This window comes from Patulibacter minatonensis DSM 18081 (assembly GCF_000519325.1).
GTDB classification, from domain to species: Bacteria; Actinomycetota; Thermoleophilia; order Solirubrobacterales; family Solirubrobacteraceae; genus Patulibacter; species Patulibacter minatonensis.
The window spans coordinates 1903378-1916937 of the sequence record NZ_KI912613.1 but is presented as its reverse complement, the minus strand read 5'-3'; the positions used below and the strand labels follow the sequence as shown (position 1 = coordinate 1916937).

General features: G+C 74.9%; 13 protein-coding genes, 1 pseudogene and 1 riboswitch. Of the genes and pseudogenes, 6 read left to right on the top strand and 8 right to left on the bottom strand.

Going from position 1 to position 13560, the window contains the following annotated elements; genetic code table 11:
- The first annotated feature begins 207 nt into the window (after window positions 1–207).
- On the top strand, window positions 208–666 hold the full coding sequence (locus PATMI_RS0108780) for a hypothetical protein (protein WP_026910623.1): 459 nt from the start codon (window positions 208–210) through the stop codon (window positions 664–666).
- On the opposite strand, the gene PATMI_RS28575 is transcribed toward PATMI_RS0108780, so the two are convergent.
- Together PATMI_RS28575 and PATMI_RS37910 are read right to left on the bottom strand one after the other, a co-directional pair.
- Window positions 663–2093 carry an aminotransferase class V-fold PLP-dependent enzyme gene (locus PATMI_RS28575; RefSeq protein WP_084269806.1) on the bottom strand — a complete coding sequence of 477 codons (1431 nt, stop codon included), beginning with the start codon at window positions 2091–2093 and terminating at the stop codon, window positions 663–665. The two genes, PATMI_RS0108780 and PATMI_RS28575, sit on opposite strands and share 4 nt — an antisense overlap.
- 30 nt (window positions 2094–2123) lie before the next feature.
- Window positions 2124–2246, bottom strand: a riboswitch (SAM riboswitch).
- Between the two features lie 61 nt (window positions 2247–2307).
- Complete coding sequence (locus PATMI_RS37910; RefSeq protein ID WP_211241719.1) at window positions 2308–2607, bottom strand: hypothetical protein; 300 nt, start codon at window positions 2605–2607, stop codon at window positions 2308–2310.
- Window positions 2608–2755: 148 nt separating this feature from the next.
- On the opposite strand from PATMI_RS37910, the pseudogene PATMI_RS38685 reads away from it, so the two are divergent.
- Window positions 2756–3054 (top strand): annotated as a pseudogene (locus tag PATMI_RS38685) (Lrp/AsnC family transcriptional regulator).
- Between the two features lie 114 nt (window positions 3055–3168).
- On the opposite strand, the gene PATMI_RS28565 reads toward PATMI_RS38685, so the two are convergent.
- The gene (locus PATMI_RS28565) at window positions 3169–4638 is read right to left on the bottom strand and encodes an MFS transporter (protein WP_036725546.1); all 1470 of its coding nucleotides are present in this window, start codon (window positions 4636–4638) and stop codon (window positions 3169–3171) included.
- Between the two features lie 137 nt (window positions 4639–4775).
- On the opposite strand from PATMI_RS28565, the gene PATMI_RS0108745 reads away from it, so the two are divergent.
- The 4 genes from PATMI_RS0108745 (at window position 4776) to PATMI_RS0108730 (ending at window position 8443) form a co-directional block, all read left to right on the top strand.
- Window positions 4776–5339, top strand: a complete 564-nt coding sequence (locus PATMI_RS0108745; RefSeq protein WP_026910621.1) for a TetR/AcrR family transcriptional regulator — start codon at window positions 4776–4778, stop codon at window positions 5337–5339.
- A gap of 182 nt (window positions 5340–5521) precedes the next feature.
- Entirely contained in the window at window positions 5522–6610 is a 1089-nt protein-coding gene (locus PATMI_RS28560) for an alkene reductase (protein ID WP_036725543.1), read from the top strand.
- 14 nt (window positions 6611–6624) lie between these two features.
- Window positions 6625–7428 (top strand): SDR family oxidoreductase, encoded by an 804-nt coding sequence (locus tag PATMI_RS0108735; protein WP_026910620.1) that lies wholly within the window; start codon window positions 6625–6627, stop codon window positions 7426–7428.
- Between the two features lie 181 nt (window positions 7429–7609).
- Window positions 7610–8443, top strand: coding sequence for a hypothetical protein (locus tag PATMI_RS0108730; protein ID WP_026910619.1), 834 nt, complete (start codon window positions 7610–7612; stop codon window positions 8441–8443).
- Between the two features lie 52 nt (window positions 8444–8495).
- Here the strand turns inward: PATMI_RS0108730 and PATMI_RS34175 are convergent, their stop codons facing one another.
- The 5 genes from PATMI_RS34175 to PATMI_RS0108705 form a co-directional block, all read right to left on the bottom strand.
- Entirely contained in the window at window positions 8496–9026 is a 531-nt protein-coding gene (locus PATMI_RS34175) for a plastocyanin/azurin family copper-binding protein (RefSeq protein ID WP_051471238.1), read from the bottom strand.
- Window positions 9027–9427: 401 nt separating this feature from the next.
- Window positions 9428–10855, bottom strand: coding sequence for a cation diffusion facilitator family transporter (locus tag PATMI_RS0108720; RefSeq protein ID WP_026910618.1), 1428 nt, complete (start codon window positions 10853–10855; stop codon window positions 9428–9430).
- Window positions 10856–11003: 148 nt separating this feature from the next.
- Complete coding sequence (locus PATMI_RS0108715; RefSeq protein ID WP_026910617.1) at window positions 11004–11444, bottom strand: hypothetical protein; 441 nt, start codon at window positions 11442–11444, stop codon at window positions 11004–11006.
- A 59-nt stretch (window positions 11445–11503) separates the two neighbouring features.
- Window positions 11504–12142: a response regulator gene (locus PATMI_RS0108710; RefSeq protein ID WP_026910616.1), complete on the bottom strand. Its 639-nt coding sequence runs from the start codon at window positions 12140–12142 to the stop codon at window positions 11504–11506.
- Window positions 12139–13473 carry a sensor histidine kinase gene (locus tag PATMI_RS0108705; RefSeq protein ID WP_026910615.1) on the bottom strand — a complete coding sequence of 445 codons (1335 nt, stop codon included), beginning with the start codon at window positions 13471–13473 and terminating at the stop codon, window positions 12139–12141. The genes PATMI_RS0108710 and PATMI_RS0108705 overlap by 4 nt, the downstream gene beginning before the upstream one ends.
- Window positions 13474–13560: the final 87 nt, after the last annotated feature.

The window sequence follows — 13560 nt, the reverse complement described above, 5'->3', positions numbered from 1 at the left end:
CCGCGCCGGCGGGGTGGCGCGGGCGACCGGGCGCAGCCGGCTCGGGGACGAGCCGTGGAGCACGAGGTGGTCGAGGCTCGCGTCGAGATACTCGCGCAGCCGGTCGGCGATCTGCGCCGAGGACCCGACCACGCCAGCGCGCGCCCGCCAAAACACCCGGGTCCCCACCCGGTCGTGCCGCGGGCCCACGCCGTGCAGGATCCGCCCGTGCTCAAGAACCCGCTCCTCGCCGCCGCCGGCGCCGTCCTCCTCGTCCCGGCGGTCGCCCTCGCCCAGGACCCAGCCCCCACGACCCCGGACACGACGCCCCCGAGCGCCGTGCTGAAGATCAACACGACGCTGAACACGATCGACTCGGTGCTCGGCCAGGGCATCGTCTTCAGCGCCGACCCGAGCGAGGACCTCACCTACACGGCGAAGCTCGTCGTCAAGAGCAAGGGCAAGTCGATCGTCGCGGCGAAGTCGATCCGCGCCGGCGACCTCTACAACTCCGGCGGCGGCTTCGTCGAGCAGACCATCCCGCGCGGCAGCGACAGCGCGGTCAAGAAGCTCATCAAGATCAAGAAGGGCTCGAAGGTCTCCGCCACGCTGACCCTGTCCCTGAAGGACACGGCCGGCAACACCGCGACCGTCACGAAGACGGTCAAGCTGAAGAAGCGGTACTAGCCGTTGCCGCAGGGCGAGCGCGTCGCCGGGGCCGCGCCCTCGAGGCCGAGGTCCAGACCGGTCCAGGCGGCGAGGTCGCGGGTGTCGCGCTCGGGGACCCAGCCGCCGGCGGTCTCGCAGTAGAAGTGCCGCGGGCCCTCGTCGACCAGGCGGCGGAGGGCCTCGACGAGGCGGTCGGCGTCCTCGGTGCGGGAGCCGACGCCGAAGCTCGCGCGCAGCGCGCCCTCGGGGCGGCCGAAGCGGGCGAGCAGCGGGTGCGCGCAGAAGCGGCCGTCGCGGACCCCGATGCCGTGCTCGGCGGAGAGGTACGCGCCGACGTGGCCGGGCGCGTAGCCCTCGACGGCGAACGCGACGACGCCGATCGCCTCGCCGTCGCCCTCCCAGATCCGGAGCGCCTCGACGCCGTCGATCCCGGCGATGCCGTCCAGCACCCGACGGCGGAGCGCCTCCTCGTGGGACTCGCGCGCGTCGTCCTCCAGGGCACCGAGCGCCTCGAACGCGGCGGCGATCGCGGCGGCGCCGACGAGGTTCGGGGTGCCGGCCTCGTGGCGGGCCGGGCCGCTCGCCCACTCGACGGACGAGGTCGTGACCTCGCGGACGGCGCCGCCGCCGGCGAGGTACGGCTCCCCAGCGTCGAGCCAGTCCGCACGGCCGACGAGGACGCCGCTGCCGTACGGGGCGTAGAGCTTGTGGCCGGAGAGCGCCAGGTAGTCGGCGCCGAGGTCGCGCAGGGCGATGGCCCGGTGCGGCGCGAGCTGGGCGGCGTCGACGAAGAGGCGCGCGCCGTGGGCGTGGGCCAGGTCGGCGGCGCGCTCGACCGGGAGGAGCTCGCCCGTGACGTTCGAGGCGCCGGTCAGCGCGAGGAGCGCGACGGGGCGGCGGCGGAGCTCGGCCTCGAGGCGGTCGAAGGTCGCGTCGATCGTGTCGGCGTGCTCGACGTACCGGTGGCCGGTGCCGGCGCGGTGCCACGGGAGGAGGTTGGCGTGGTGCTCGAGGTCGAGCGTCACGACGTCGCCCGTGGCGGGGACGCAGGAGGCGAGGAGGTTCGTCGCCTCGGTCGTGTTGCGCGTGAACACGACGTGGTCCTCGGGGCGGGCACCGAGCGCCTGCCCGACGCGGCGGCGGGCGGCCTCGTAGAGCGCAGAGCTGACCTGCGACGGCAGCCCGGCACCGCGGTGGACGCTGCCGCTGAACGGGAGGACCTTCGCGACGCGGTCGGCGACGGTCTGGAGCGCCGGGGCGGTCGCGGCGTAGTCGAGGTTCGCGAAACGGACCGTGCTGCCGTCGAGCAGCGGGACCCGCAGGTCGCCGCCGACGACGGGCAGGAGCGGCAGGTCGGCAGCGGACGGCTGGGTGCGGTCGGCGCGCGGGTCCTCGGCGCGGCGGGCGTCGACGGCGTGCGGGGCGGTGGTCTCGATCGTGCTCATGGGGTCTCCGTGTGGTCCGGGACCCGTGAGGGTCCGCGCTTGCGTGCGCAGGACTCCGTCGGCCTGCGCGGCCTGGTCGTTCACCCGGGGCACCCCACCGCGGTGGAGGGTTGCCGGCCAGCGAGCCGGGGCTTCGCGCTGGCACTCTTGACCGCGACGGAATATACCCAAATCCCGTCAGGTATTGCAAGAAGAGCGTGGACGGACGACGGAGTCAGGCGGTGACGGGACCGGCACGCCGACGCCCCGGGAGCGCATCGAGCGCGACCCCCGCGAGGAGGAGCAGCGCGCCGAGCGTCGCCGCGCCGAGCAGGAGGGTCACGGCGACCGCGCCGCCCTGGTCCGCCGCGGTCCGGGAGAGGCACGTGGCCGCGACCGCGTAGGCGCCGTCGCACCCGCCGGCCAGGACGCCGAGCGCGAGCCCGCCGACGCCGACCGCGGCCGGGCCGATCCGCGGGTCCGCGAGCGCCTGCGCCGGACCGACCGTCCCCCACAGGGCGGCGGCGGCGAGCACGGCGACGGGACCCCGCCCCGGCGCCTCCGGGGACCCGCCGGGGCCCGGCCCGCCGTCGCAGTTCGCCGTTCGCCGCATGGAGGCCAACACAGGCACGAATTCGGCTCGGACGGCGAACGTCGTACGTCGTTCGCCTCGAGTCGCTCGGATGGAACGTGATGCGCTCGACCGTGCCCTCCTGAGGGAGCTGTCGAACGATGCACGCCGGACGAACCGCGACCTGGCGGCCGCCACGCACGTCGCGCCGTCCACGTCGCTCGAGCGGGTCCGCGCGCTGGCGTGTTCGTGACGAGCGGCGGGCGGGACTTCCTGCTCCACGTGGCCGCCCCGGACACCGACGGGCCCTACGCCTTCGTGATCGACCGGCTGACCGAGCGCCCGGAGATCTCGGACGTCGAGACCACGATCGTCTACGAGCACCTGCGGTCGCCGCCGGCGATCGACTGACGGGAGCGGACGCCCCCGCGGAGCACCGCCGCCCGCGACGGCCGCCGGGGCCGGCCGATGTCGGCCGGCCCCGAGGTGCCGTCGGCCCGGACCTCCCGGTCCGGCCCGCGGACCTCAGCGCGCCGGCGACGCCGACCCGACCACGGGGGCGGTGGCCGGCGCCGGCCGCCGCATCACGAGCACGGCGATCAGGAGCCCGAGCGCCATCGAGATCGTCGCGCCGGTCATCGCGACGCCGACCGCGTGGGCGAGCTCGTGCCGGGCCTCGGCCGCGGGACCGCCCACGACCGGATGCTCGGCGGCCGCGCGGCTCGCGGAGGCGAAGATCGTGACCATGATCCCGATGCCGAGCGAGCCGCCGAGCTGGTGCGCGACGTTCACGAGCCCGGAGGCCGCGCCCGCGTCGGCCTCCGCGACGCCGGCGATCCCGGCGGTCGTCAGGGGCCCGAAGGCGATCCCCATGCCGGTGCCCATCAGGACGAGCGGGACCGCGATGCCGGGCAGGTAGCCCGTGCCGTCGTCGATGCGGCTGAGCCACGCGAGGCCGAGGAGCGCGGTCGCGAGCCCCGCGATCACGAGGTGCGCGCCGTCGAAGCGGGCCACGAGGCGCGGGACGAGCCGGATCATCCCGAACATCACGAGGGTCATCGGGAGGAACGCCAGGCCGGCGTCGAGCGCGGTGTAGCCGAGCACGCCCTGCAGGTACTGGGTCATGAAGAAGAACGTCGAGAACATCGCGCCGACGACGAAGATCCGGGTGACCAGCGCGCCCGTCCGGCGGCGGTCGCGGAACAGGCGCAGCGGCGTGATCGGCTGGACGGCCCGGCGCTCGGTCCGCACGAAGGCGGCGAGCAGCAGGACGCCCGCGGCGAACGCGATCAGGGTGCCGGTGTCGCCCCAGCCGTCGGAGGCCGCGCGGACGAAGCCGTAGACGAGCGAGGACATGCCGGCGGTCGAGGTGATCGCGCCCGTCAGGTCGAAGACGCCGTGGTTCCGCGGCGTCTCGGGCAGGAGCCGCGGGGCCAGGACGACCATCGCGATGCCGATCGGCACGTTGATGAAGAGGCCCCAGCGCCAGGAGACCCAGGTCGTCAGGACGCCACCGAGCACGAGCCCGAGGCTGCCGCCGGCGCTGGCCGCGGCGCTGTAGGCCGCCATCGCGCGGACGCGCTCGGTGCCCTCGCGGAAGCTCACCATCAGGAGCGACAGCGTGGCCGGTGCGGCGACGGCGGCACCGGCGCCCTGGACCGCACGGGCGATCAGGAGCCAGGTCGAGGACTCGGCCAGGCCCGCGACGAAGGACGCGGCGGTGAACAGCGCGATGCCCCAGATGAACATGCGGCGGCGGCCGAGGATGTCGCCCGCGCGGGCGCCGAGGAGGAGCAGCCCGCCGAAGGCGAGCGTGTAGGCGTTCTGGACCCAGGAGAGCCCGGTGTCGGAGAACCCGAGCGCCCGCTGGATGTCCGGCAGGGCCGTGATCACCACCGAGGCGTCGAGGATGATCATGAGGTAGGAGACGACGATCAGGGCGAGGACGGCGTTGCTGCCGGTCGCCCCGTCGCCGCGACTGCGGAGGGGAGTCATGGACTGGTCCTTCTGGACGCGTGGGAAGCGCTAAAGTGGTGTGGCACCCCGGTACCGCCGGGAACAGAACTGGGGGGCCGCCCCAGTTAAGATACGGAGGACCACCCCACTTAGCAAGTGCTGGTGCGCACACGACCATGAGCAGCCCCGCCGAGACTCCCCAGCGACCGATGCGCGCGGACGCCCGCCGCAACTACGACAAGCTCGTGGCGGCGGCCCGTGAGGCGTTCACGGAGGACGGCGCCGCATCGCTCGAGGAGGTCGCCCGCCGGGCCGGCGTCGGCAGCGCCACGCTGCACCGGAACTTCCCGACGCGCCAGCACCTGCTCGAGACCGTGTACCTCGAGGAGGTCGAGGCGATGTCCCGCACCGAGGGCCTCGACGGGCTCGGCCCGTGGGACGCCCTCGAGACCTGGCTGCGCCGGTTCGCCGCCTACGCGGTCACCAAGCGCGCCATCGGCGACGCCCTCGTCGAGTACATGGATCGCGACTCCGAGGTCTTCCAGCGCTGCGCGGGCGTCCTGATCGACTCCGGGGAGCCCCTGCTCCAGCGCGCCCAGGAGGCCGGCGAGGCTCGCCCCGACGCGACGTTCATCGACGTCGCGAAGATGATCGGCGGGATCGCGGGCATCCGCACCGCCGACGCCGAGCAGACCGAGCGGATCCTCTCGCTCGCGCTCGACGGCCTGCGCACGCGCTGAACGGCGCGATCGGCCGGGCGCCACCCGCGCCGTGCCCCGGCGGTCGGCCCCCCGCCCCATCCCGCCGGGGTCCCGGGCGCGATGTGCCACGGTCCGCGGACGATTGCGTCGTCAACGAGTCGGTGCCCGCTCGACGGGTAGCCGAGGGCGACGCGCCCCCGCCCCCGTTCCGAGGACCCCGCATGCCGTACGACCACCTCTTCTCGCCCTACTCCGCCCCCGGCCTGGAGCTGCCCCACCGCATCGCCCTGGCGCCGCTGACCCGCAACCGCGCGGTCGGCACGGTGCCGGCCGAGATCAACGCCGAGTACTACGGGCAGCGCGCGACCGCGGCGATCACGATCTCGGAGGGCAGCTCGCCCGCCGCGGTCGGGCACGGCTACCTCGACATCGCCGGGGTCCACACCGACGCCCAGCAGGAGGGCTGGCGACAGGTCGCCGAGCGCGTCCACGGGAAGGGCGGCCGGCTCTGGGTCCAGCTCATGCACTGCGGCCGCGTCGCGCACCCGCACTACACCGACGGCGTCACGCCCGTCGCCCCGTCGAAGGTGCTCGCGAACGGCGAGGTCTGGACGCCGGAGGGGATGGTCCCGTACGTCGAGCCGCGCGAGCTGGAGACCGACGAGCTCGAGGGCCTGAAGCAGGACTACGTCCAGGCCGCGGAGCGGATCGCCGCCGCCGGCGGAGACGGCGTCGAGCTCCACGCCGCCAACGGCTACCTCCTGCATCAGTTCCTCGGCACGAACACGAACACCCGCACCGACGGCTACGGCACCGACGCCGCCGGCCGCGTCCGCTTCGTGCTCGAGGTCGCCCGGGCGACCGCCGACGCGATCGGCAAGGAGAAGGTCGGCATCCGGATCTCCCCCGAGCACCCGTTCAACGACATGCAGGACGAGGGCTGGGAGGAGACGTACGACCTCCTGATCACCGGCCTCGCCGAGATCGGCCTCGCGTACCTCCACGTCCTGGAGCCCGCGCCCGACGAGTCGCTGCCGAAGACCCGCTTCGCCCGCGAGCGCTGGAGCGGCACGCTGATCGGCAACCACGGGTTCGGCGAGGCGTACGACTACGCGAAGGCGGACGCGCTCGTCGCCGACGGCACGCTCGACCTGATCGCCGTGGGCCGCGACTTCCTCGCGAACCCCGACCTGCCCGAGCGCCTGCGCACCGGGGCGGAGCTGAACACCCCGGACGAGGACACGTTCTACTCGCGCGGTCCCGAGGGCTACACGGACTACCCGACGCTCGCGGAGGTCGCGGCACGTTGACCTAGGATCGGCCGATGGAGATCGCGGACCGGGTCGTCGTCGTCACCGGGGGCGCCTCGGGCATCGGCCGGGCGATGGCCGAGCGGTTCCTCGCCGACGGCGCGCGGGGGGTGGTCGTCGCCGACCTCGACGGCGAGGGCGCCCGGGCGGTCGCCGCGCCGTTCGGCGACCGCGCCCGCGGCGTCGCCTGCGACGTGACCGACGAGTCCGCCGTCGCCGACGCGATCGCCGCGGCCGAGGACGCGTACGGACCGGTCGACCTGTTCTGCGCCAACGCCGGCGTGGCGGTCGGGACCGACGAGCAGTCCCCCGACGACGTGTGGGACCTGGCGCTCGGCGTGAACGTCCGGGCGCACGTCCTCGCCGCCCGGCTGCTCGTCCCCGGCTGGCTGGAGCGCGGCCACGGGTACTTCCTCTCCACCGCGTCGGCCGCCGGGCTGCTGACCCAGGTCGGCTCGGCGCCCTACAGCGTGTCGAAGCACGCCGCCGTCGCGTTCGCGGAGTGGCTCTCCGTGACCTACGGCGACCGCGGGCTGCGGGTGAGCTGCCTCTGCCCGATGGGCGTCGACACCCCGCTGCTGAACGACGGGTTCGCGGACGCCGGCGGCCCCTCGACCGCGGCGTCGGTGGTGCGTGGCGCGGGCGACGTGCTGTCGCCGGGGGACGTCGCGGAGGTCGTCGTCGCCGGCCTGCGCGACGAGCGCTTCCTGCTCCTCCCCCACCCCGAGGTCGCGACGTTCGAGCAGCGCCGCACCGGGGACCACGACCGGTGGATCGCGGGGATGCGACGGGTGCAGGCGGCGGCCCGCCGGGACTGACGACGGCCCACCGGGCTGGCCCGTTCGGTGCACTCCGACCGCCCTCCGTCGGCAGGACGCGGCGCGCCCGCCGTCTTCTGGCGCGTCGACGTCGACCGGGCGCACGGGCCTCCCCGGCGTCGTGGACACGTCGGCGGGCCGTTGGGAGGCTGCCCGCTCACCCCGTACGCAAGGACCACCCGTGCCCGCACGCCGGAGCGCGACGCTCGTCGCCGCCCTCGCCCTCGCCGCCGTCCCCTCCACCGCGTCAGCCGCCTCCGGCTCGCAGAGGACGTCCGGTACCGGCTTCGACACCGCAGCCACCTACACCGTGACCTTCCAGGGGTCGGGCAGCTACGCCCGGAACCAGTCGACGACCGACGGCGCGTCGGGAACCACGACCTCGACCTTCCGCTGGACCTCCGTCTACCGGAACGTGCTGATCCCGGCCAGGGCGAACCGCTCGACGGTCGGCTTCCCCGCGACGACGAAGGGCTCCGGCGCCACGGGCGACTGGAAGATCACGTCGCACCAGCCCGACGGCACCGACGACTGCGAGGGCGACGGCTCGCTCGGCCGTCTCGGCGTCCCCGGCGGCGGTGGCGGGACGGTCACCGACGGCGGCGTGCGGCTGGTGCGCACGAAGGCCGGCGGTGTCCAGGTCCTGGCGCAGGCGACGAACGGGTTCTCCACCCTGACGGGCGGCGGCGACGGCTCGTCCGCGTGCCACCCGAAGGACTTCTGGCACGACGTGATCCTCTCCGGCGCGGGCGTGGGTCAGGCGGAGGAGTCCGCCGAGCCGCTGACCGGCTTCACGAAGGTCACCGACGCGGAGCTGCGGCGCCGGTCGTTCACGAAGACCGTGCTGCTCCCCGTCGACGAGGCCCCGCCCGGCGACTGCGGCAGCGGCGACGGAACGACCTGCACCCAGACCTACGCGTGGACGGGCAAGGTCACCTTCGACCGGAAGGCGACCCCCACGAAGAAGAAGAAGAAGGCGCGGAGGACGAAGCGGTCGACGACGACGCACCGCTGACTCTCCTAGGTCAAGGCCTGGGCGTCGCGGGGCGCCCGGGCCGGCGTCGGGCCTACTGGACGACGAGCGTGCCGCGCATCCCGTCCATGTAGTGGCCCGGGATGTTGCAGACGTAGACGTAGGTGCCGGGCTTCAGCGTGAAGGTGTGCGACTTCGCCTTGCCGCCCGCGGTCTCCGAGACCTCGCCGACGGAGTCGTCCTCGCTGACCCGGCCGCCGGTGACCTTCAGGCCGTCGGCCTTCTGCGTCGTCTTCAGCAGGACGAGCTCGTGCTCGACCTTGCCGATGTTGTTCATCTCGATCGTGAGCTTCCCGGCCTTCGCCGTCATCGACGTCGGCGCGAACTTGAACTCCGACGCGTCGATCGTGACCTTGCCGCCCTTCACGGCCGTGGGGGTGCCGCCGGAGGCGGGGACGGCGGTCGTGTCGTGGCCGGCGGCGGCGTGGTCGGTCGTCCGGGCCGGCGTGGTGCCTGCGCTCCCGGACGACGTGGAGGTGGTCGACGAGTCGTCGCTGCCGCACCCGGCGACGGCGAGCGCGCCGGCGACCAGGACGGCGGGGACGAGGGTTCGGTGCGTGCGCATGACCGCGACGCTAGCCCCGCCGGACGGCCGGGATCCGCGGCTGCGACGGAAGTCCCGGGCGATGCGCGGCAGCGCGCCAGCAACCGCACGGCGACGTGCCAGGAGCGTGGTTGCGCGCCGCGGCGACCCACCCGGCAGTGGGCCGCCCCGGGGAGGAGCGGCCCACCGACTCGGACGGTCCAGGGGACACGTACCGGACCCGGCGTGCACCGGATCCGGGGCCACCGGGTCGCTACCCGATCCTGGGATCCCCACGGTCGGCGGCCGAAGATCTTTTTCGGTGACCTGTCACAACACCGCGGGCCCGTGCGTTCTACGGACGCGTACCGATCACCGGTGACGTCCCGTCCCAGCGCACGTGCGCGTCGCCGGGGGCCTCGGCCCCCGGCGACGCGCTCGGCCTACCCCGCCGGGACGCCCGGCTCCGTGTGCACCACGACGTCCGCAAGACGCGGGTGGGCGATCCGCAGGTCGCGCTCCAGCTCGCTGGCCAGGTCGTGCGCGGCGAGCAGCCCGGCGGTCGCGTCGGTGGCGACCGTCAGGAACAGCACCGGCCCGACGTCGGTCTCCCGCAGGTCGCACTCGAGCGGCTCGGTGCCCAGGAGGCGGCGGACCGTGTCGTGCAGCCCGTCGGCCTCGGCCCCGTGCTCGCTGCCCTCGTGCAGCAGGGCGACGGGGTGCTCGATCGGCTCGAGGTGCGTGTGGACCGCCCGCACCCCGGGCCGGAGCGCGGCGATCGCGGACTCGACCCGCTCGGCGGCGTCGTGCGCGGCCTTCAGCGTGCTGTCGGCGTCGAGCTTCAGGTGCAGCGCGACGATCGCGTCCCCGCGGTCGGTGTAGATCGCGATGTCGTGGGCGTCCTTGACGTCGGGGTCGGTCAGCGCGGTGGCGAGCACCTGCTCGCGGAGGTCCGCGCCGGCCATCCGCGGCTCCGCATGCACGACGACGTCGCTGGACGGCACCACGGCCCGGACCGCCGCCTCGACGCGGTCGGCGGTCTCGTGGTCGGCGGCGACCGTCGTGGCAGGCGAGACGCCGAGCGTGACGTCGGCGAAGACCTGGCCGCCGACCTCGCGCAGTCGCAGGCGGCGCAGCTCGGCGTCGGGGGCGGCCTCGGCGATCGCGTCCTCGATCGCCCGGCGCGAGTCCTCGGGGGCGAAGTCCATGAGCGCCCGGACGTTCTCGAACGCGAGGCGGCCGACGGCGAAGAAGATGACGCAGGCGACCAGGAGGGCGGCGAGCGCGTCGCCCTGCTCGAAGCCCGCGGCGACGAGCCCGAGGCCGATCAGCACCGCGACGGAGCCCGCCAGGTCGCCGGCGAAGTTGAAGGCGTTGGCGCGGAACGCCGCGCTGCCCCAGCGCTTCGCGGCCCGGAGCGAGACGACGATCCGGCTGACGTCGATCATCAGCGCCAGGCCGATGACGACGAAGACGTACCAGGAGGCGTCGACGTGGTGCCCGCCCTCGATCAGCTGGCGGACGGCCTCGAACGCGATGATCGAGCCGCCGACGAAGACGATGGCGGCCTCGCCCAGCGCGGCGATGTTCTCGGCGCGCCGGTGCCCGTAGTTGTGGTCGCGGTCGGCGGGCAGGAGCGCCATCCGGATCGCGAGCAGGGTGAGGAACGCGGCGATCACGTCCCCCGACGACTCGATCCCCGCGGAGACGAGCGCGAGGCTGCCGGTCAGGAGCCCGGTGCCGAGCTTCAGGACGACGAGGACCGCCGCGGCGGCCAGCGACCACAGCGCGGTGCGGCGCTGCAGGCGGGCGTCCTCGGCCGTGTCCCGGAGGGCCTCGCGGTCGTGCTGGGGGAGTGCCGACGTCGCCATCCGGCCGCCACTATAGGCACACGAAAACGCCCTGTGGGCCTTGCTGCACGCCACATCCGGGAGCTGTGGGCGACCCACAACCCGGGTGCCCCGTGGGCTGAATCCGGAGCGCCCGCGGACCCCTCGTCCGGGTCCTCGTCCGGCGCCCTCAGTCCCGCAGCGTCGCCCCGATGGCGCACGAGGTCCCGCGCGGGCCGCCGGCGCGGACGTCGACGCGGTCGGCGCCCTGGAGGTCCCGCAGCGTCAGGCGGACCTCGAACCGCCCCGACCGGCTGATCCGGCGGGTGCCGCGCCAGACGACGCGCCCCTCCTGGACGACGACGACCCGCCACGACTCGCCGGCCCGGCCGCGCTGCAGCTCGTACCGGAACCGCATCGACCCGTCGCGGCCCCGGAGGTCGAGATCGGCCCGCGCGGCGCGGCCGCACCCGGCCGAGGACCGCGTGCGGCTCTCGCCTCCGCCGCGACCGCTCCCGCCGCGGTCGTCGCCGCCGTGCTTCGCGTGCGCCGCCGGCGCCGCGAGCCCGAGGGCCAGCGCGACGAGCGACGCCGTCGCGGCTGAACGGGAGGGACGCGGGATCGACGGCACCGGTCGATGGTGGCGCGCGACCGGTCCCGGCCGCAATGCGACGTTCGTCGCGCGGCGCCTCACCGGTCGGGGTCGCCCGTGAAGCCGCGGCGCTCCGCCCAGAGCGCCGCCTGGGTGCGGTCGGTGACGTCGATCTCGCGGAAGACGCGGGTCAGGTGGGACTTCACCGTCTTCTCGCTGATCTGCAGGCGCAGCGCGATCAGCTTGTTCGGCAGTCCCTCGACGAGCAGGGCGAGGACGTCGCGCTCGCGGGGCGACAGGTTCTCCAGGGGGTCGGGCTCGCTGCGGGCGGCGAGCACGGTCCGGGCGGCCCGCGGATCGAGCGGCGACTCGCCGCGCGCCGCGGCGCGGATGCCCTCCCCGACCTCGTCGGACGACGCGTCCTTCAGCAGGTAGCCGCACGCGCCGGCCTCGAGCGCCCCGAGGATCCGGCGGCGGTCGGAGAACGCGGTCAGGACCAGCACCGCGGTGCCGGGGCGCTCGACGCCGATCCGCCGGGTGGCCTCGATCCCGTCCATCACGGGCATGTCGAGGTCCATCAGGACGACGTCGGGCCCGAGCTCGACGACGCGGTCGACGGCCTGCTGCCCGTCGGCGGCGGTGCCGACGAGCTCCAGCCCGTCGAGCCCGGAGATCAGGCGCCCGAGGCCGTCCCGGATCACCCCGTGGTCGTCGGCGACGAGGACGGTGACGGTCATGCGGGGAGCTCCAGGGTGAGGGTGGTGCCGCGGCCCGGGACGGAGTCGAGCGTCGAGGTGCCGCCGGCCTGCCGGACGAGGTCGTCGATCAGCTGCAGCCCGAGGTGCCCCTCGGCGCGGCGGCCCTGACGCTGGGCCGGGGTCGAGCCGCTGCCGTCGTCGGCGACCACGAGCGAGACGCCGCCGGCGTCGGTCGTGCGGGCGTGCACGCGGACCGTCGAGGGCGAGGCGTGCTCGCGCGCGTTGCGGACGGCCTCCCGGGCGGCGCGGTAGAGCAGCTCGTCGTGGCGGGTGCCGGCGGCGACGGCGTCGTCGACCTCGAGCTCGGTCGCGATCCCGGCGGCGTGGAGCGGGCTCAACAGGTCGGTCAGCGCGGCGTGCAGGCCGGTCGCGGCGACCGTCGGCGGGTGGATCTGGACGAGCAGCGTCCGGAGGTCCCGGACGCCCTGGCGCAGGCGGCCGACGCTGTCGTCCAGCGCGGACGCGCGCTCGGCGTCGCCGGCGCGGCGGGCCTCCTCCGCGAGCGGGGCGAGCCCGAACGCGACGCCCGCCAGGTCCTGGACGGCACCGTCGTGGAGGTCGGCCGCGATCCGGCGGCGCTCCTGGCTGGAGGCGTCGATCGCCGCGGTCAGGAGGCCCTCGCGCTCCTCGTGCCCGCGGCGCAGCCGGCGCGCGAGGCTCCACGCGAGCGGCACCTGGAACAGCAGGAGGACGACGAGCCCGCCGATCAGGGGCGGGGCCAGCGTCCCGAGGATCCGCTCGCCGCTCGCCGTCACCGACGAGAAGCGCTGGTAGATCTCGAAGAGGACGGGGGTGCCGTCGGGGAGCCGCACCCGGGTGTGCGCCTCGAGCAGCTCGCCCTGCGGCCGCTCGTAGACGTTCTCGGGCTCGGAGAGGTCGCTGAGCTCGGCCTCCGCGCCCCCGGTCGTGAAGAGCTCCTGCTCCTCGTCGCCGAGCGTGAACCGTCGGCCGATCAGCCGTGGCTCGTCGGAGTAGAGGATGCGGGCGTCCCGGGTCCAGACCTTCACCCGGACGATCGACCGGCCGAGGATCTGCGACTGGACGACGTCGTCGAGCTTCGCGATCGCCTTCGGGTCGCCGCGGAGCAGGCCGTCGGAGAGCCCGGCGAACTGGACGAGCCGGCCCTCGCCGATCACGCGCTCCTTCGTGTCCCGCTTGGCCTCGTCGAGCGTGACGGTGCGCAGCGCGAAGAACCCGCCGACGACGATCACGAGGACCGCGGCGAGGCTGCCCGCCATGAACCGCAGCACCGCCGACGCGGTGCCGGGCGGTCGGCGCGGGGCGCGGGGCTCTCGGGACGCGGGCGGCACCACCGTCCATCCTGCCGGACCCGCACCCCGGACGGCCGCGGACTCGGACGATGGTCCCAGCCGCGGCCGGCGGTCCCGGTCCGGGTG